This is a genomic window from Nonomuraea sp. WAC 01424, from assembly GCF_003947315.1.
GTDB classification, from domain to species: Bacteria; Actinomycetota; Actinomycetes; order Streptosporangiales; family Streptosporangiaceae; genus Nonomuraea; species Nonomuraea spiralis.
The window spans coordinates 23,522-41,471 of sequence record NZ_QHHZ01000028.1 but is presented as its reverse complement, the minus strand read 5'-3'; the positions used below and the strand labels follow the sequence as shown (position 1 = coordinate 41,471).

General features: G+C 70.9%; 21 protein-coding genes. 14 read left to right on the top strand and 7 right to left on the bottom strand.

The features are described 5' to 3' along the window. Window positions 1-14 precede the first annotated feature (14 nt). Window positions 15-443 (top strand): CGNR zinc finger domain-containing protein, encoded by a 429-nt coding sequence (locus DMB42_RS49365; protein ID WP_125648136.1) that lies wholly within the window; start codon window positions 15-17, stop codon window positions 441-443. Window positions 444-477: 34 nt separating this feature from the next. On the opposite strand, the gene DMB42_RS49360 is transcribed toward DMB42_RS49365, so the two are convergent. Next, window positions 478-771 carry a S24 family peptidase gene (locus DMB42_RS49360; protein WP_125648131.1) on the bottom strand — a complete coding sequence of 98 codons (294 nt, stop codon included), beginning with the start codon at window positions 769-771 and terminating at the stop codon, window positions 478-480. Window positions 772-860: 89 nt separating this feature from the next. Here DMB42_RS49360 and sodN point away from each other — a divergent pair, with 89 nt between their 5' ends. From sodN to DMB42_RS49345, 3 genes are all read left to right on the top strand, one after another. Further along, window positions 861-1,262, top strand: a complete 402-nt coding sequence (gene sodN / locus DMB42_RS49355) for a superoxide dismutase, Ni (protein WP_125648129.1) — start codon at window positions 861-863, stop codon at window positions 1,260-1,262. Window positions 1,263-1,390: 128 nt separating this feature from the next. Beyond that, a complete protein-coding gene (locus tag DMB42_RS49350; protein ID WP_125648126.1) occupies window positions 1,391-1,816 on the top strand; it encodes an anti-sigma factor in 426 nt (141 codons plus the stop codon). 17 nt (window positions 1,817-1,833) lie between these two features. Next, the gene (locus DMB42_RS49345) at window positions 1,834-2,613 is read left to right on the top strand and encodes an RNA polymerase sigma factor SigF (protein WP_185845276.1); all 780 of its coding nucleotides are present in this window, start codon (window positions 1,834-1,836) and stop codon (window positions 2,611-2,613) included. On the opposite strand, the gene DMB42_RS49340 is transcribed toward DMB42_RS49345, so the two are convergent. Then, a complete protein-coding gene (locus tag DMB42_RS49340; RefSeq protein ID WP_125648123.1) occupies window positions 2,610-2,993 on the bottom strand; it encodes a hypothetical protein in 384 nt (127 codons plus the stop codon). The two genes, DMB42_RS49345 and DMB42_RS49340, sit on opposite strands and share 4 nt — an antisense overlap. 89 nt (window positions 2,994-3,082) lie before the next feature. Here DMB42_RS49340 and DMB42_RS49335 point away from each other — a divergent pair, with 89 nt between their 5' ends. Together DMB42_RS49335 and DMB42_RS49330 are read left to right on the top strand one after the other, a co-directional pair. Next, a complete protein-coding gene (locus DMB42_RS49335; protein WP_125648120.1) occupies window positions 3,083-4,048 on the top strand; it encodes a diacylglycerol kinase family protein in 966 nt (321 codons plus the stop codon). A 274-nt stretch (window positions 4,049-4,322) separates the two neighbouring features. After that, complete coding sequence (locus DMB42_RS49330; RefSeq protein WP_125648118.1) at window positions 4,323-4,577, top strand: WhiB family transcriptional regulator; 255 nt, start codon at window positions 4,323-4,325, stop codon at window positions 4,575-4,577. 170 nt (window positions 4,578-4,747) lie between these two features. On the opposite strand, the gene DMB42_RS49325 is transcribed toward DMB42_RS49330, so the two are convergent. Then, complete coding sequence (locus DMB42_RS49325) at window positions 4,748-6,217, bottom strand: PAS domain-containing sensor histidine kinase (protein WP_125648116.1); 1,470 nt, start codon at window positions 6,215-6,217, stop codon at window positions 4,748-4,750. Window positions 6,218-6,690: 473 nt separating this feature from the next. Between DMB42_RS49325 and DMB42_RS49320 the strand changes: the two genes are divergently transcribed. Next, window positions 6,691-7,410, top strand: coding sequence for a GntR family transcriptional regulator (locus DMB42_RS49320; RefSeq protein WP_125648113.1), 720 nt, complete (start codon window positions 6,691-6,693; stop codon window positions 7,408-7,410). Window positions 7,411-7,445: 35 nt separating this feature from the next. Continuing rightward, entirely contained in the window at window positions 7,446-8,153 is a 708-nt protein-coding gene (gene bioD, locus DMB42_RS49315) for a dethiobiotin synthase (protein ID WP_125648109.1), read from the top strand. Window positions 8,154-8,155: 2 nt separating this feature from the next. On the opposite strand, the gene DMB42_RS49310 is transcribed toward bioD, so the two are convergent. After that, window positions 8,156-8,731, bottom strand: coding sequence for a hypothetical protein (locus DMB42_RS49310; RefSeq protein ID WP_125648106.1), 576 nt, complete (start codon window positions 8,729-8,731; stop codon window positions 8,156-8,158). 140 nt (window positions 8,732-8,871) lie between these two features. Between DMB42_RS49310 and DMB42_RS49305 the strand changes: the two genes are divergently transcribed. From DMB42_RS49305 to DMB42_RS49285, 5 genes are read left to right on the top strand one after another with little or no spacing between them, the layout of a single operon-like run. Further along, window positions 8,872-10,032 (top strand): sensor histidine kinase, encoded by a 1,161-nt coding sequence (locus DMB42_RS49305; protein WP_125648103.1) that lies wholly within the window; start codon window positions 8,872-8,874, stop codon window positions 10,030-10,032. Continuing rightward, window positions 10,023-10,676 (top strand): response regulator transcription factor, encoded by a 654-nt coding sequence (locus DMB42_RS49300; protein WP_125648100.1) that lies wholly within the window; start codon window positions 10,023-10,025, stop codon window positions 10,674-10,676. Before DMB42_RS49305 ends, DMB42_RS49300 begins: the two co-directional genes overlap by 10 nt. Next, window positions 10,673-11,446, top strand: coding sequence for a DUF4097 family beta strand repeat-containing protein (locus tag DMB42_RS49295; protein ID WP_125648097.1), 774 nt, complete (start codon window positions 10,673-10,675; stop codon window positions 11,444-11,446). The genes DMB42_RS49300 and DMB42_RS49295 overlap by 4 nt, the downstream gene beginning before the upstream one ends. A 50-nt stretch (window positions 11,447-11,496) precedes the next feature. Continuing rightward, window positions 11,497-12,273 (top strand): SAM-dependent methyltransferase, encoded by a 777-nt coding sequence (locus DMB42_RS49290; protein ID WP_125648094.1) that lies wholly within the window; start codon window positions 11,497-11,499, stop codon window positions 12,271-12,273. A 39-nt stretch (window positions 12,274-12,312) separates the two neighbouring features. After that, window positions 12,313-13,959: an acetolactate synthase gene (locus DMB42_RS49285; RefSeq protein WP_125648092.1), complete on the top strand. Its 1,647-nt coding sequence runs from the start codon at window positions 12,313-12,315 to the stop codon at window positions 13,957-13,959. Between the two features lie 9 nt (window positions 13,960-13,968). Here the strand turns inward: DMB42_RS49285 and DMB42_RS49280 are convergent, their stop codons facing one another. Further along, on the bottom strand, window positions 13,969-15,705 hold the full coding sequence (locus tag DMB42_RS49280; protein ID WP_125648089.1) for a serine/threonine-protein kinase: 1,737 nt from the start codon (window positions 15,703-15,705) through the stop codon (window positions 13,969-13,971). A gap of 238 nt (window positions 15,706-15,943) precedes the next feature. Here DMB42_RS49280 and DMB42_RS49275 point away from each other — a divergent pair, with 238 nt between their 5' ends. Beyond that, window positions 15,944-16,327 carry a thioesterase family protein gene (locus tag DMB42_RS49275; protein ID WP_125648086.1) on the top strand — a complete coding sequence of 128 codons (384 nt, stop codon included), beginning with the start codon at window positions 15,944-15,946 and terminating at the stop codon, window positions 16,325-16,327. Here DMB42_RS49275 and DMB42_RS49270 read toward each other — a convergent pair. After that, the gene (locus DMB42_RS49270; protein ID WP_125648083.1) at window positions 16,317-16,529 is read right to left on the bottom strand and encodes a biotin/lipoyl-binding carrier protein; all 213 of its coding nucleotides are present in this window, start codon (window positions 16,527-16,529) and stop codon (window positions 16,317-16,319) included. The genes DMB42_RS49275 and DMB42_RS49270 overlap by 11 nt on opposite strands. Window positions 16,530-16,570: 41 nt before the next feature. After that, window positions 16,571-17,950 (bottom strand): acetyl/propionyl/methylcrotonyl-CoA carboxylase subunit alpha, encoded by a 1,380-nt coding sequence (locus tag DMB42_RS49265; protein WP_260478391.1) that lies wholly within the window; start codon window positions 17,948-17,950, stop codon window positions 16,571-16,573.

The following is a 17,950-nucleotide window of genomic DNA, read 5'->3' as shown; positions in this document are numbered from 1 at the left end:
TGTAATACTCCCGCATGGACCTGACCTCTTACGCCGAGTGGGCGGTCCGCCTGATCAACGACCCCGCCCCGCCCCCGGAGCTGACCGGCCTGCGCGCCGAGCTGGCCTCCGTGTTCGACGTCGCGGGAGACGCGCGGGCGGTGGCCGAACGCCTCAATGCCCTGCTCGTACGCTATCCCGTGCACCCGCGGCTGTCCGACCACGACGGCCAGGGCTGGCACCTCCACCTGGCCGAGGACTCCGCGGCGAGCGCGGTGATGGGCCTGGCCGCCGTCGTCGCCGAGCTGGGCGCCGACCGGCTGGGCCGCTGCCACGAGCCGCGCTGCGCCCGCGCCTTCCTCGACACCTCCTCCAACCGCTCCCGCCGCTACTGCTCCCCCCGCTGCGCCACGCGCGCCAACGTGGCCGCCTACCGGCGCCGCAGGAGCGCCCAAGAGAGCTGAACGGTCACGTACGGGCGCCGAAGGGGCCGGAGGGTCATCCTCGGCGCATCAGCGGCCAGTAGCGCAGCACGACACGCCCGACGATCTCCTCGACCGGCCCGAAGTCCCAGCTGTCGCGCCGGCCGCTCGCCTGCTGGTTGTCGCTCTCCAGCCACCAGCCGTCCGCGCCGTGCCATTGGGCGCGCTTCACGATCAGCCGATCGGGATCGCCGGGCAGCCTGGCCACGACGAGGTCACCCGGGTGGACGACCGCTCCCCTGCGTACGAGAAGCCAGTCTCCGGGGACCAGCGCGGGACGCATCGAATCGCCCTCGACACGCACTCTCATGGGCGGAGACCCCCTACTCCACGGGCCTTGGGACCCGAGTAAGGTCGGTTGTGGACCAAGCTGATTCAGCATCAAGGAAGGACTTTCTGATGCTCGCACGACTGCTACGACCCAAGCATGTCGCTTCCGCCCACTGCGACCTGCCCTGTGGGGTCTACGACCCCGCCCAGGCCCGGATCGAGGCCGAGTCGGTCAAGGCGATCATGGAGAAGTACGAGGCCAGCGACGACCCGGTCTTCCGTACTCGCGCGCTCATCATCAAGGAGCAGCGCGCCGAGCTGGTCAAGCACCACCTGTGGGTGCTCTGGACCGACTACTTCAAGCCTCCGCACCTGGAGCAGTACCCCCAGCTGCACCAGCTCTTCTGGGAGGCCACGAAGCTCGCGGGCGCCGCGGCCGCCAAGGGCACGGTCGACGGTGGCAAGGCCGACGAGCTCCTGGGCAAGATCGACGAGATCTCCAAGATCTTCTGGGAGACCAAGGCCGCCTAAAACGGCACATAAGGCTCTGTGTGGTTCCAGACCGCACAGAGCCTTTTCCGTTGATGGCGAGTCTGAATCCGCCAAGCACCTCTCAGGGGCGGTAAGTTGCAGTTGGCGTCGGAAACGCGAGGAGGAACGTGACCGAGGAAACCGAGACGCGTACGGAGGGCGTGGCCGGCATCCGTGACGTGGTGAGCATCAGGCTCCCGGCCGCGAGTGCCTACCTGTCTGTGCTGCGTACGGCTACCGCCGGACTGGCCGCCCGGCTTGACTTCACCCTGGACGAGATCGAAGATCTGCGCATCGCGGTCGACGAGGCGTGCGCCATGTTGCTGAGCGAGGCGGTCCCGGGCACCGACCTGACCGCCGAGTTCGAGCTGACCGGCGACGAGATGAAGGTCAGCGTCGAGGTGGCCACGGTCGGCAGCTCGGCCCCCAAGCGCGACGACTTCGCCTGGATGGTGCTGACCGCCGGCGCCGACGACGTCGACGCCGTGACCGACTCCCCCGACCGCATGGCGATCGTCCTGCGTAAGCGCCGAGGCGCAGCGAGGCCGGCGTGACGGAAAGGACTGGAGCCATGGCCACCAGCGAACACGCCGTGCCCGACAGGGTTCGCGCCCGCATGCTCTTCGCCGAGCTGGCCGAGCTGGGTCCCGAGGAACCGCGCCGCCAGCGCATCAGGGACGAGCTGGTCGAGCTTCACCTTCCACTGGTCGAGTACCTGGCCCGTCGTTTCCGCAACAGGGGCGAGTGGCTCGACGACCTCACCCAGGTCGCCACGATCGGCCTGATCAAGTCGATCGACCGGTTCGATCTCAAGCGCGGGGTGGAGTTCTCCACCTACGCCACGCCGACCATCGTCGGCGAGATCAAGCGGCACTTCCGCGACAAGGGCTGGGCGGTCCGCGTGCCGCGCCGCCTGCAGGAGCTGAAGCTCTCGCTGACCAAGGCCATCAGCGACCTGTCGCAGCGCGAGGGCCGCGCGCCCACCGTCGCCGAGCTGGCCTCCTACCTCAAGATGACCGAGGAGGAGGTGCTGGAGGGCCTTGAGTCGGCCAACGCCTACTCCACGGTCTCCCTCGACGCGCCCGACTCCGGCGACGACGACGCCCCCGCGGTGTCCGACTCGCTGGGCATCGTGGACGAGTCGCTGGAGGGCGTCGAATACCGCGAGTCGCTCAAGCCGCTGCTCGAACGGCTGCCGCCGCGCGAGAAGCGCATCCTGCTGCTGCGGTTCTTCGGCAACATGACGCAGTCGCAGATCGCGACCGAGCTCGGCATCTCGCAGATGCACGTGTCCCGGTTGCTGGCCCGTACCCTCGCCCAGTTGCGTGAGGGGCTGACCGCGGAGGACTAACCGTCCCCGTAGAGAGCATGGGTGGTGGGGGGCGCGAGCAGCGCCACCAGCCCGGTCAGGGCGACCACGATCAGCGGTACGCCGATCTGTGGCTGGTCCGACTGGATGAGCGTGACCCCGACGGGCAGCAGGAAGATCTGCGCCAGCACGCCGGGCGACCTCCCCCACCGCTCCGCCCGCAGCAGCCCGCCCCAGGCGACCCAGAGCAGCCCGGCCCCGACCAGCAGCCCGAACGCCGACTCGGCGAGGGCCGTCGTGACGTTGTCAGGCGTGCTCACCACTGTCTCCACCGCGACGTAGACCCCGAGGCCGAGGGCGATGAGCCCTTCCACGGCCACGACGACGGCGGCGACGAGCAAACTCCACGGACGCTTCGACACAGCCAAACCCTACTCGCCCCACGGCCCGGTCCCGCCGGGGATGTTCCCCCACCCCGAGCAGGCCGGCGATCAGCGGCTACGCTGGCGATATGCGCGCAATGTTGCTGGTCAATCCCAAGGCCACCACCACCAACGCCCGCACGAGGGACGTGTTGATCCGCGCGCTCGGCGCGGCCGTGGAGCTGTCGGTGGAGGAGACCGGCTACCGGGGGCACGCGGCGGCGACGGCGGCCACGGCCCACGCCAAGGGCTTCGACGTGGTGGCGGTGCTCGGCGGCGACGGCACCATCAACGAGACCGTCAACGGCCTGCTCAACCCGGTGGACAGCCCCGACGGCCCGGTGGGCAACGATCCCAGCGCCGGCCGCCCCGGCCTCATCGTGATCCCCGGCGGCAGCGCGAACGTGTTCGCCCGCGGCCTGGGCCTGCCGAACGACCCGGTCGAGGCCACCGGCGCGGTCCTGGAGGCGCTCAGGGAGGGCCGGCGCAGGACCGTGGGGCTGGGTCAGGCCCTTTGGGAGGGGCACAGCAGGTATTTCACGTTCTGCGCGGGCATGGGGTACGACGCCGAGGTCGTACGGGCCGTGGAGGGCCTGCGGGGGACCGGACGGAAAGCTACCCCGACCCGGTATGTGAACACGGCTCTGCGGCACTATCTGGCCACGGACAAGCGGCATCCCGCCATGAGGCTGACCGGCCCGGGCATCCCGGCGGTCGAGGGCGTGTTCATGGCGATCATCTCCAACACCTCGCCGTGGACGTACGTGGGCGTCAAGCCGGTGACGCCGACGCCTTGGGCGAGCTTCGAGACCGGCCTCGACCTGCTCGGGCTGAAGCGGATGGGCCCCCTGCCGATCGCCGCGTTGATCCGGCGTATCCTCACGGAGAGTGACGCCCTCCCGTCCGGCAAACACCTGGTCCAGTTGCACGACGAGGCCGAGTTCACCCTCACGGCCGACCGTCCCGTGGCCTTCCAGCTGGACGGGGACTACCTGGGCGAACGCGAAACCGTAAAGTTCCGGTCTACCCCGAACGCGTTACAAGTTCTGGTCTAGCCGGTTACATTCGGTCATTGTGTGACGCATCCGACATCCATAACCGCCAAAACTTCGCCCTAACCCTCTTGCGTGCACTCTGCGTGGCTGAAAAGCTCAACACTGACGTCGGAACGTAGGACCTTTAACAACCCCGAGGCCCTCCGGCGGTCAGGCGGACAACCCCGGCCCAATACCTGGTCCCGGGTAATGTTCGCGCGAGTTAGTGAAACTCTTCACAAAGTAGTAGCCGCACGGAGCCGACCAAAGGTTCCATCTACTAAGGAGTGGACGCATGGACTGGCGCCACCGAGCTGCCTGCCGTGACGTGGACCCCGAGCTGTTCTTCCCGATCGGCAACACCGGCCCCGCCCTGTCGCAGATCGACGAGGCCAAGCAGGTCTGCCGGTCCTGCCCGGCCATGGACGCCTGCCTGAAGTGGGCGCTGGAGTCCGGACAGGACGCCGGCGTCTGGGGCGGCCTGAGCGAGGACGAGCGCCGCGCCCTCAAGCGCCGCACCGCCCGCGCGCGTGCCCGCGCCTCCGCCTGACCCGACCTCTCTCCACCAGCCTCTCTCCACCAGCCTTTCTCCACCAGAGCCGCCCAGCTTGGCGTGATCGACGTTTCCGCCAAGACCCCGCCGCGTCGAGCACGCGGCGGACAGGTTCGCAACCGGCCGGGCGCGCCGCCCCCAAGCGGATCGCCCGGCCGAACCTCGTATCAGGCGGCCGGCAGCGGGATCGACAACCCGACGTGCGTGCCGCCGCCCTCACGCGGCTCGATCGTGAGCTTGCCCGACAACTCCCCCTCCACCAGCGTGCGGACGATCTGCAGCCCCAGACTGGTGGACTTGTCCAGGTCGAAGTCCTCAGGAAGGCCGCGCCCGTCGTCCCAGACGGTGACGTTCAGCCGGTCGAGGGCGGGCTCGACCAGCACCTCCAGCCGCCTCGGGCGTCCGTGTTGCAACGCGTTCTGCAGCAGCTCGGTCAGCGCCATGGCCAGCGGCGTGGCGATGAGCGAGGGCAGCACGCCGAACGCGCCGACCCGGCGGGGCATGACCGCCGCCTCGGCCGCCGACACCTCGCCGGCCATCGCGATCACCCGGTCGGCGATCTCGTCGAAGTCGACGAACTCCTCCGGCGCGTGCGACAACGTCTCGTGCACGATGGCGATCGAGCCGACGCGGCGTACGGCCTCCTCCAGCGCCTCGCGGCCCTCGGGCACCTGAAGGCGCCGGGCCTGGAGGCGCAGGAGCGCGGCGACGGTCTGCAGGTTGTTCTTCACGCGGTGATGGATCTCGCGGATGGTCGCGTCCTTGGTCATCAGCTCGCGCTCGCGCCGCCGCAGCTCGGTGACGTCCCTGATCAGTACGAGCGCGCCGATGCGGCCGCCGCCCACGATCAGCGGGATCGCCCTGAGCTGCACGATCGTGCCGCCCGACTCGACCTCGGTCTCCTTGGCCGCCCGTCCGCTGGCCACGATCATCAGGTCTTCGTTGATCGGCTCGTCGGAGTAGCACAACGTCGCCGTCACCCGGCCCAACGCCGAGCCGACCAGGTCGGCGTGCAGGCCCAGCCTGCGGTAGGCCGACAGGGCGTTGGGCGAGGCGTACGTGACGCGCCCGGCCCGGTCGAGCCTGAGCAGGCCGTCGCCGACGCGGGGCGAGCGGACCAGGATCGGCTCCTCCCCCGAGAACGGGAAACGCCCCTCGGCGACCATCTGCGCCAGGTCGGACGCGCTCTGGAGGTAGGTCAGCTCCAGCCTGGACGGGGTGCGGGCCGAGGACAGGTTCGTGGAGCGCTGGATCACGCCGAGGAAGCGGCCCTCGCCGTTGTCGACCGCGCGGCGCACCGGGATCGTCTCCTCGCGGACCGGGACGCCGGTGGACCAGTCGGGGTCGCCCTCGCGGCAGATGCGGCGTTCGTTCCAGGCGGTGTCGATGAGGTGGCGTTCGCCTCTGGCGGCCACGCTGCCGACGATGTCGTCGTGGTAGACGGTGGGGCCGGTGGTGGGGCGCATCTGGGCGATGGCGATCCAGCCGTTCTCACCGAGCAGCGGCGCCCACAGGATGAGGTCGGCGAAGGACAGGTCGGCCAGCAGCTGCCAGTCGGAGACCAGCGAGTGGAGCCAGTCGAGGTCCGCCTCGTCGAGTGCGGTGTGGCGGGCGACGAGGTCGCTGAGAGTCGGCACGAGTGCATCATGCGTGCTTTCCCCGCCAACAGCCAAACCGACCCCCTGATCGAATGCGCAGCTCCTGGCCGGGGAAGGACTCCGCACGGCGGGACACGGGTGCGGCACGGGTGCGGCATCGTGCGCCCGGCGGGACTTTCGGGGAATCTCATAGTGTGAGAACCGTCACACGGTGGAATCGCTCGATTCCCAAGACGGGACTTCACGGGCATGCCGGAGGTGATCGACACGGGCGGGTGGCTCCTCGACGACGCGGGCCGCGTACCGGCCTCGGTTGCGATCGCGCACGCTGCTGTGGATATCCTTCACAATCAGTCTGAGCTGCCCGGATTCGCGCGTACTTGGCGGTTTGCGCGCTCCGTGCGGATATGCCGCCCTCCCAGGTGGTTGACCGCTCGGGCCGATATGAGTTCCGATGATCTCGCGGTGATCAGACACGCCCTCACCGCCGTGCCAGAAGTGAAGGTGAGAGCGTGACCGACGACGGCCCCCGCGTTCCCAAGTACTACGACGTGAAGCGCAGTCTTCTGGAGCTCACCAAGAGCCTGCCCGCGGGCACCGCCCTGCCCCCAGAGCGCACGCTGGCCGTGCGGTTCGAGACCTCGCGCACCACCGTCCGGCAGGCGCTGACCGAGCTGGTCGTGGAGGGCAGGCTGCTGCGCATCCAGGGCAAGGGCACGTTCGTGGCCCAGCCGAAGGTGGCGCAGGTGCTCCAGCTCACCTCCTACATCGGCGACCTGCGCACGGCGGGCCTGGAGCCGGACACCAAGATCCTGGAGATCGGCTACATCACGGCCGACGAGGCGCTGGCGCGGCGGCTGGCCATCAACCCCGGCGGCCGGGTGCTGCGCATCCACCGGCTCCGCCTGGCCAACGGCGAGCCGGTCTCGATCGACACCACCCACCTGTCGGCCCGGCGTTTCCCCCGCCTGCGCCGCGAGCTGGAGGTGCACGCCTCCCTGTACGAGACGCTGCACAACGCCTACAACGTACGGCTCACGGACGCCGAGGAGATCATCGAGACCGTGCTCGCCACCCCGTACGACGCCAAGGCCCTCGGCGTCGACGTGGGCCTGCCGATGCTCCTGCTGACCCGCCACGCCTTCGACGCCGACGGCCACCCGGTGGAGTGGGCGCAGTCCCTCTACCGCGGCGACCGGTACAAGTTCGTCACGCGCCTGCGGCGTCCCTGACCGGCCTGGCGGGCGGCGGCTTCTAGGCTGTGACGATGAGCGTTCTCGTCGTGGCCGGCACCGACTCCGGCGTGGGCAAGACCGTCGTGTCCGCCGCGCTGGCCGTACTGGCGAAAGAGCGCGGGGCGTCCGTCGCGGTGGTGAAGCCGGCGCAGACCGGCGGCGGCCACGACCTCGACGAGGTGATCCGGCTCTCCGGGGTGGGCACCACGTTCGAGCTGACGCGCTTCGAGGAGCCGCTGTCGCCCGCCGCCGCCGCGCGGCTGGCCGGAGTGCCGCCGTTGTCGGTGCCGGCGGCCGCCCGGTTCGTCGAGGAGCTGGCCGAGAGCAACCGGCTGGTCGTCGTCGAGGGCACAGGCGGGCTGCTGGTGCGCTTCGACGAGGACGGCGCGACGATCGCCGACCTGGCCCGGCTGGTGGGCGCGCAGGTGCTCGTGGTGGCGGGAGCCGGGCCCGGGGCGCTCAACCACACCGCGCTGACCCTGGAGGCGCTGGCGCACCGGGGGCTGGACCTAGCGGGGGTGGTGATCGGGCGCTGGCCGCGGGAGGCCGGGATCACCGAGCGGAGCGACGTCGGCGATCTGGAGATGCTGGCCGCGCGGCCGCTGGCGGGAGTGTTGCCCGAAGGAGCCGGGCGACTCGGCCGCGAGGCGTTCGCTCAGGTGGCGCGCGAGGGGCTGAGCGCCGTACTGGGCGGTTCGTTCGATCCGGCCGCCTTCAAGCGGCGGCTCGGGGTGCCGTAGCTTCAGCAGGCGGCTTCGGGGAGGCGGCAGACCTTGACGGTCATCGCGCGGGCCTGGCCCAGCAGCCCCTTGAAGCCCTTCAGCGGCAGGCTCCTGGTCGGCCAGGCCGACTCGCCCACGATGTAGAGCGCCGCGCCGCGCCTGACCGCCACCGCGTGCTCGCCGCTCTCGAAGAAGCGCCCGCCGGCGCGCAGGCCGTCGTCGCCCACGTCGAGCGGCTTGGTGAAGTAGCGGTAGCGGTTGTGGCCCTTGCCCACGTCGGCGCAGCGTCTCAGGTCCGCGCGCAGCAGGCGCATGGCGGCCTCGGCGTGCCGGACGTCCCGGTAGACGACGAGCTGCTCGTACTTCATCTCGTCCTCGTTGGAGTAGAGCACGGCGCGCGTCTCCAGGCGCCCGCCGTCGCGCTGACGGCGGGACAGGCACGGGTTGAGCTGGAGCGGCAGCGTCATGGAGTTCTTGACCGTGTACGTCTCCCACCGCTCGGCGGGCGGGTGTTTCTCCAGGAACAACATGCCGTGCGGTAACCCGCCGGCGATCGTGGACGCGGCCGCCAGCGCGGCGACCCCTGCTGCGAACATGCGAACCTCCCGTTGGCGATCCCGTTCTGGAGGTGAGATGTCCGGTGTGCGGGAAAGGTTCGAGGGTGGGGCTAGCCCTACCGTCCACCGGCACACCAGGCCCATTTCGTGGTGGTCCACCCGGTCAATACCTTTGACCCATGAAAGTCCCCCGTCCCTGGTCGGCGCGCACCTGGCTCGACACGTCCCACGTGATGATCGGGCTGCCGGTCGCCGTGGTGCTCGGCGGGCTGACGCTGATGCTGGCCGTGGCCCCGCCGGTGCTGCGGCGCGGCGTGCCGGTGTTCACCCGGGTGCAGCGGTCCAGGTTCGCGGCCTTCCTCGGCGTACGCATCCCGCCGGTGCCGGCGCCGGTCGACTGGCGCGGCGCGTCCACATGGCGGCAGATCGCCTACCACCTGCTGTCGCCGTTCGTGGGCGCGGTGGCGGCCGTCCTGGTCGCGCTGGCGTGGGGCGGGGCCGTGGTGGGGTTGTTGTCGTTCATCCCGCCGCGGGTGCAGGGGCCGCCGCTGGTGTTCCTCGTCGATCTGCGTAATCCGGTCATCGTGGGGATCTCCATGGCCGTCGGGCTGGTGTTGCTGCTGCTCGCCCCGGTCCTGGCCAGGGGCATGGCGACGCTCGACCTGTCGGTGGCCCGTACGCTGCTCGGCCCCAGCCGTACGGAGCTGGGGCAGCGCATCGAGACGCTGACCGAGAGCCGGGCCGGCGTGATCGACGCGGCCGACGCCGAGCGCCGCAGGATCGAGCGCGACCTGCACGACGGCGCCCAGCAGCGCCTGGTCTCCCTCGCCATGAACCTCGGCCTGGCCAGGGCCACCCTCACCGACCTGCCCGAGCCGGCCCGCGAGGCGATCGCACAGGCCCACGAGGAGGCCAAGCAGGCGCTCAAGGAACTGCGCGACTTCGTCCGCGGCCTGCATCCGGCCGTGCTCAACGACCAGGGGCTCGACGCGGCGCTCTCCGGCGTCGCGGCCCGCGCCCCCCTGCCCGTACGCCTGCGCGTCGACATCGACCGGCGCGCATCCCCGACCATCGAGGCGGTGGCCTTCTTCATCGTGTCCGAAGCACTGACCAACATCGCCAAACACGCCGCGGCCACCAGGGCCGAGGTGACCGTCCGGCGCGAGGGCGACCGCCTGCACGTGCTCGTCCACGACGACGGCTGCGGCGGCGCCCGGCTGGACGGCGGCACCGGGCTGCGCGGCCTGGCCCAGCGCATCGACTCCGTGGACGGCACACTGCGCCTGTCCAGCCCGTTCGGCGGGCCGACCGCGATCGAGGTGGATCTTCCGTGCGAGTAGTGCTGGCCGAGGACTCGGTCCTGCTGCGCGAGGGCCTGATCAGGCTGCTCGACGCGTCCGGCATGCGGGTGGTGGCGGCCGTGGACGAGGCCGAGAGCCTGCTGCGGGCCGTCGAGGAGCACGGGCCGGAGCTGGTGATCACCGACGTGCGGATGCCGCCCACGCACACCGACGAGGGGCTGCGCGCCGCTCTCGTGCTGCGCCGCCAGCACCCCGGCCTGGCCGTGCTGGTGCTCTCCCAGTACGTCGAGGAACGCTACGCCGCCCGCCTGCTGGCCTCGGCGACCGGCGGCGTCGGCTACCTGCTCAAGGACCGGGTGGCCGACGTGACGGAGTTCATCGACGCCCTGCGCAGGGTCGCGGGCGGCGGCACCGCGCTCGACCCCGAGGTGGTGGCCCAGCTCCTGCTGCGCGGCAACAGCGACCCCCTGGAACGGCTGACGCCACGCGAGCACGAGGTGCTCAAGCTCATGGCCGAGGGCCGCTCGAACGCCGGCATCGGCCAGTCGCTCGTGCTCAGCGAGGGGGCCGTGGGCAAGCACATCGGCAACATCTTCACCAAGCTCGACCTGTCCCCCGCGGAGGGGGATCACCGCCGGGTGCTCGCCGTCCTGCAGTTCCTCAAGATCAGGAGCATGCCGTGAGAGCCGTCTGGCTGACGGCGGGGGCCCTGGCGACCGTGGCCGCGCTGCTGCTGTCCACCATCCTGGTCTGGAACGGGTTCGCGCGGGCCACCGCGCCGCAGGAGAGGCGTCTCAGGTCGATCCCGTTCGCGCTGGACAAGCTGAAGGTCACGACGGGCAGCGGCGAGGTGAACCTGGAGATCGTGCCGGGCCCGGCGGGAGAGCTCACGCTCGACCGGTCCGTGGGCTGGACCTCGATCGACCGGCCGATGATCACCGAGGACTGGAACGGCGACACCCTGCGGCTCGACATCCGGTGCCGGGGCTCGCGCCAGCCGAACGGTCCCATGTGCCGGGCCGACTACACCCTCCTGGTGCCGTTCGAGACCGAGGTCGAGGCCCGTACGACCATCGGCGACCTCATGGTCGGCCAGGTGATCGGCGCCGTACGGCTGACGACCGTGTCGGGGGACGTGCTCGCCGACGGGGTCACCGGCGAGGTCTGGGCCAGGTCGGGTTCGGGGACCATCCGCGGCAACTCGCTGCTCGGCGGCCGGGCCGACGTGGAGACCGGCTCGGGCGACGTACAGCTCGACTTCGCCAATCCGCCTCTTTCGGTCAGGGCCGTCGCGCGGGCCACGGGCGACGTCGAGCTGCGGATGCCGGCGGAGACCTACGACGTGACGGCCGAGGGCCGGCGTACCGAGGTGGAGGTCGACGCGGCGAAGGGCGCGCCCCGGAAGATCGAGGCGCGGGCGCCACTGGGCTCGGTTCGCGTCTGCTGCGGATAGCGAAGATCGTCTAGGTTTGTAACCCGGTGACATGACCCAAAGGAGGCTCCATGGCCGGGATCGACACGAGCATCCCCCACTCCGCCCGCATCTGGAACTACTGGCTCGGCGGCAAGGACAACTACGAGGTCGACAGGATCGCGGGCGACGAGTTCCTGAAGATCTTCCCGGGCATGCGCGAGGGCGCCCGCGAGTCCAGGGCGTTCCTCGGGCGCACGATCACGTACCTGACGGCCGAGGCCGGGATCCGGCTGTTCCTCGACGTCGGCACCGGCCTGCCCACGGCCGACAACACCCACGAGATCGCCCAGCGGCTCGCGCCGGAGTCCAGGGTCGTCTACGCGGACAACGACCCGCTCGTGCTGGCCCACGCCCGCGCCCTGCTGGTCGGCACGCCCGAGGGCGCGACCGACTACATCGACGCCGACGTACGGGAGCCCGGCGCGATCCTCGCCGCGGCCGGGAAGACGCTCGACTTCGGCCGGCCGATCGCGCTCAACCTGAGCGGCATCATGGGCCACGTGACCGACGACGACACCGCCCTCGCGATCGTCGGCGAGCTCATGGACGCCCTGCCCGCCGGCAGCCACCTGGCCCTCAACGACGGCACGAACGTGCACAGCCAGGCCAACAGGGACGCCCACGACCAGTACAACCAGAGCGGCGCGCTGCCCTACGTCCAGCGCAGCCCCGAGCAGATCGCCCGCTTCTTCGACGGCCTGGAGCTCGTCGAGCCCGGTCTGGTGTCGGTGTCGCGCTGGCGTCCGGCCACTGTGGGCCTGCCCGAGGAGGTCGAGGGCTACGGCGCGGTCGCACGCAAGCCTTAAGGTCTGTTTACTCTTGTGACTGGTTGGTAAGTTCCCGGCATGGAGTCTGCGAAGCACGCCGGTGACGTCGCCGTCGCCGTGTCCAAGGCCTATGGCGTCGAGACCATGTTCACGCTCTCGGGAGGACACGTCTTCCCGCTGTACGACGGCGCGGTGCACGAGGGCATGCGCATCCTCGACGTACGCCACGAGCAGAGCGCCGTCTTCGCCGCCGAGGCGACGGCCAGGCTGACCAGGAATCCCGGTCTGGCCGTGCTGACCGCGGGCCCGGGCATCACCAACGGCGTCAGCGGCATCGCGACCGCGCACTTCAACGGCTCGCCCGTGGTCGTCATGGGCGGCCGGGCGCCCCAGTCGCGCTGGGGCAGCGGCGCGCTGCAGGAGATGGACCACCCGCCACTGCTCGGCCCGATCACCAAGCTGTCGTTCACCGCCTCCGGCGCCGACTCCGTCGGCCAGGACGTCGAGTCGGCCTTCCGCACCGCCGTCGCGCCCCACCGCGGCCCGGTCTTCGTCGACTTCTACATGGACCACCTGTTCGCCCCCTCGCCCGCCCACGAGGTGCGCACGCAGTCGCCCTCGCCGCTGGAGCCCGACCCCGGCGACCTGGCCGCCATCGCCCGGCTGCTGGCCGAGGCCGAGCGCCCGGTGCTGGTCTACGGCTCCGACGTGTGGATGGACCGGGCCGAGGAGGCCGCGCGCGACTTCGCCGAGACCTGGCGGCTGCCGGTCATCCCCAACGGCCAGGGCCGCGGCATCCTGCCCGCCGGGCACGAACTGCTCGTCACCCGCGCCCGCGGCACCGCGTTCGCCCAGGCCGACCTGGTCGTCGTGATCGGAACCCCGCTCGACTTCCGCCTCGGCTACGGCTGGTTCGGCGGCAAGGACGGCGCGCCGCTGGCCCGCGTCGTGCACATCGCCGACGCGCCCTCGCAGCTCGCCACCCACATGCAGCCCGCCGCCAAGGCCGCGGGCGACCTGTCGGTGGTGTTGTGGAGCCTCGACGCGGCCTGCGGCGAGGCGGGCGTCAAGCCCAGCTCGTACGCCTCCTGGTTGTCGAAGTTGTCCGACACCGCCGCCGCGGCGATCGCGGGCGACGCCGAGCTCCTGGCCGCCGACTCCGACCCGATCCACCCCATGCGCATCTACGGCGAGCTGGGCAAGGTCCTGGCCGAGGACGCCGTGGTGATCGGCGACGGCGGCGACTTCGTCTCCTACGCCGGCAAGTACGTCGAGCCCAGGCAGCCGGGCAACTGGCTCGACCCCGGCCCGTACGGATGCCTCGGCACCGGGCTCGGCTACTCCATCGCCGCCCGCCTGGCCCGCCCGTCCTCGCAGGTCGTGCTCCTGCTCGGCGACGGCGCCGCAGGCTTCTCCCTGATGGACGTCGACACCCTCGTACGCCACCGCCTGCCGGTCGTCATGATCTGCGGCAACAACGGCATCTGGGGCCTGGAGAAGCACCCCATGCAACTCCTGTACGGCTACGACGTGGCCGCCGAGCTGCAACCCCAGTGCCGCTACGACCAGGTCGTGACCGCGCTGGGCGGCGGCGGCGAGCTGGTCACCAAGCCGTCGGAGATCGGGCCCGCGCTGCGCAGGGCGTTCGACTCCGGCGTCCCGTACATGGTCAACATCGCCACCGACCCGCAGGTCGCCTACCCCCGCAACACGACGGGGATCTGACCCCCACGACTACTTCGACGCGGCCGAGGGGGTCGGAGACGGGGTCGGCGTCGTGCAGACCCCGTCGATCACGTAGAGCGTGACCACCTTCGTCTCCGGGACCACCGTGCCGCCGGCCGGCACCGTCTTGGTGATCCGGCGGCAGGCGGGGTCGTCGGTGGTCACCGAGGTGTCGCGGACGCGTACCATCAGCCCCGCGGCCTCGACCATCTCCTGTCCCTTGAGGAAGGGCAGCCCGGCGACCTTGGGCACCGTGATGTTCTTGACCGTCGGCGTCGGCGTGCTCGTCGGCGTCTTGGTCGAGCCCTTCGTGGTGGTCGGGGTGGCGGTGGGCGTGGTCGTCGGCTCCGGCTCCTCCGTCGGCTCCTCGGTCGGGACGTGCGTGGGCGGCCTGGTGGTGATCTGCACGGGCGGCTTCGTGGCCGACGTCGGCGTGGGCTTGGGAGGCTTTTTGCCGCCGGTCTTCGTCGGGTCGGGCTCGTCGTCGACGTTGCCCTTGTGCGTGGCCGTAACCGTCGGCGTCGGTTCGCCCGGCACCATGCCCGTCAGCGCGACCGCGCCCGCGCCGACCCCCAGCACCACCGCGACGGCCAGGCCCACGACCAGCCCGGTCCTGCGCGGCGCCTTGGCGGCGCGGCGGCCGCCCGGGCGGCGCTCGCCCACGGCCGCGGTGGTCTCCTCCGCCGACGCCGGCAGGTGCGTCCCCGTCTGGAACGCCCCCTGCCCGCCCGCCGGCTGCCCGCCCTGGTAGCCGGGAGGTTGCCCGGTCTGGTACGCGCCGGTCTGTGGTTGCTGGTACGCGCCGGTCGGGCCGCTCTGTCCCTGCTGGTAGGACCCGGCCTGGTACGCACCCGTCTGGTAGGACTCGGCGGGCGGCGGCATCGTGGCGCCGGTGGCCGGCGGCGCGATCACCTCCAGCGGCGTGACCGCCTGGCCCGACCCGGCCGCGCGGGCCGCCTCGCTCATCGCCTTCGCCGTCGGGAACCGCCGGACGGGATCCTTCGACAGCGCCACCTCGACCAGCGTCCGGATCGGCGGCGGGATGTCGGCGGGCAGCGGCGGCGGAGCCTCGCGGATGTGCTTGAGCGCGATGGTGACCGCGCTGTCACCGTCGAACGGCCGCTGTCCCACCAGGCATTCGTAGGCGACCACGCCGAGCGCGTAGATGTCCACGGCCGGCGTGACGGGAGCACCCTCGGCCTGCTCGGGCGCACAGTACGCGGCCGTGCCCAGCACCATGCCGGCGTCGGTGAGCCGGTTGGCCAGATCGGAACGCGCGATTCCGAAGTCGGTGAGCACCAGCGTGCCGTCGCGCTGTACCAGCAGGTTGCCCGGCTTCACGTCACGGTGCACGATCCCCTGGTCGTGCACCGCCTGAAGCGCCGAGGCGGCCTGCGCGATGAGTTCCATGGCCGCCTGAGGCGGGATCCGGCCGAGCCGGGCCAGCAGCCGGTCGAGCGGCTCGCCGTCCACGAACTTCATGACGAGGTAGACGGTGTCCCCGCTCACCCCGTAGTCGTAGACATCGACCACGCCGGGATGGTTGATCGTGGCCATCGCCCGCGCTTCCCCCTGGAAGCGGGCGACGAATCCACGGTCATCCATGCGGCCTGGGAGCAGCACCTTGACGGCGACGGTGCGGGCGAGCACGATGTCCTCGCCTCTCCACACCTCGCCCATGCCGCCGGCGCCGATGCGGGTATCCAGTCGATACCGCCCGGCCAGCGTCGTCCCTTGGGCCACCATGACTCCCCCGCTACCCCCCTACATCGATACCTCGCCCACCCCGCGGTTCTCCAACAAAGCGAACTTTTGTCGCGGTGAGGTAACACAGTGGTCACGGAAACTCCGAGAGTGTACCGGTCTCAGCAGTCCCACATGCCACTCATATGCCGCAAGCCGTACAAACCCTATCCTGGGGCCTTATAGGCGCGGTTGTCCGCGTTTCCTGGAGATCAGAATTGCCCTGGGTACGCTGGTCCTCATGACGCTCGCACCAGGACTCCGCTCCCAACTCCTCACCATGGTCGAAAGGTCCGACACGGCGGAGAAAATCGGCAGCGGCGACGTGCCCGTGCTGGCGACTCCCCGGCTGCTCGCCCTGGCCGAACGGGCCACGGTCGAGGCCGTACGCCCCCACCTGGCCGAGGGCGAGACCTCGGTCGGCACCCGGGTCGAGCTCGAACACCTGGCCGCCAGCCCCCTCGGCGCCCACGTCGAGCTCGCCGCCGAGCTCACCGAGGTCGACGGACGACGCCTGGTCTTCGCCTTCGAGGCCCGCGACACACGCGGCACGGTCGTCGGCAGGGGCACGGTCGAGCGGGTGGTCGTCGACCGCGCCAAGTTCGTGGAGCGCGCTACTCGATGACGGCGATCAGGTCGCCTTCCTGGATCACGTCGCCCTCGGCCACCTTGATCTGGGTCACCACGCCCTCGTCCTCTGCGAGCACCGGGATCTCCATCTTCATGGACTCCAGGATGACCAGCGTGTCGCCCTCGGAGACCGTGTCGCCCTCGCGGACGACCACCTTCCACACGTTCGACACCATCTCGGCGCGTACCTCAGCCACCGGGACTCCCCTCTTCCGACCGACCGACAATGTCACGTGGCTCAGGCCCGCATCCGGCCGACCAGACCCGTGTCGTAGTCTCCCGCGACAAACTCGGCGTTCTCCAGCAACTCGGCACAGAATGCCAGATTGCTCCTCGGCCCCTCGACAGTGAACTCCGCGACCGCCTTCCGTCCCAGCTCCAGCGCCTCGGTACGGTCGGCCCCCACCACGCACAGCTTGGCCATCAGCGGGTCGTAGTACATCGTGACCGTGTTGCCCGCCTCGTAGCCGGAGTCGACGCGGATGCCGTCTCCGGCGGGCTCCTCCCAGGTGCTGATCCTGCCGGGCCCCGGCAGGAAGCGCTTGGGGTCCTCGGCGTAGACCCGGAACTCGATCGCGTGCCCGGCGCGCTGGCCGGCGACCTCGGGGCTCTCCCCCGCGGCGACGCGAAGCTGCAGCTCCACCAGGTCGAGGCCGGTGACCAGCTCAGTGACCGGGTGCTCGACCTGGAGCCTGGTGTTCATCTCCAGGAACACGAAGTCCTGGGCGTCGGCGTCGACCAGGCACTCGACCGTGCCCGCCCCCACATAACCGACGGCCTCGCCGGCCCGTACGGCCGCGGCCAGCATGCGTTCGCGCAGCTCGGCACTGATCCCGGGGGACGGCGACTCCTCGACGACCTTCTGGTGGCGGCGCTGCACCGAGCAGTCGCGTTCGCCCAGGGCCAGCACCCGGCCGTCGGGCAGGCCGAGGATCTGCACCTCGACGTGGCGGGCGCGTTCGACGTAGCGCTCCAGCAGGACCGCGGGCCCGGCCAGCGCGTCACCCGCGCCGCCCGCCGCGGCCGCCGCGGCGAACCTGGCCGCCGCCCTGGCCGCCTGCTCGAACGCCCTGGCCAGCTCGGCGTCGTCGCGGGCCACGCTCATGCCGACCCCGCCACCCCCGCCGGCGGTCTTGACCATGACCGGATAGCCGATCAGCTCGGCCGCGTCGAGCGCGGAGATCAGGTCGGTGACCGCCTCCCTGGTGCCCGCGGCGACCGGCACGCCGGCCGCCTCCATGAGGTTCCTGGCGTCGATCTTGTCGCCCATCCGGTCGATGGACTCCGGCGACGGCCCGATCCACACCAGCCCGGCCTCGATCACCGCCCGCGCGAACGCGGCGTTCTCCGACAGGAAGCCATAACCCGGGTGGACGGCCCCCGCTCCCGTGGCGCGGGCGGCTTCCAGCACCTTGGCGGGGTCGAGATAGCTCTGGGCGGGGTCGGCCGGGCCGATCAGCACGGCCTCGTCGGCCTCGCGTACGAACGGCAACCCGGCGTCGACCTCGGAGTGGACGGCGACGGCACGCAGCCCCATCCGCTTGACCGTACGGATGACGCGCCGCGCGATCTCCCCCCGGTTGGCGATCAGAACGGGTCCGAGCGTCTCAGCAATCAC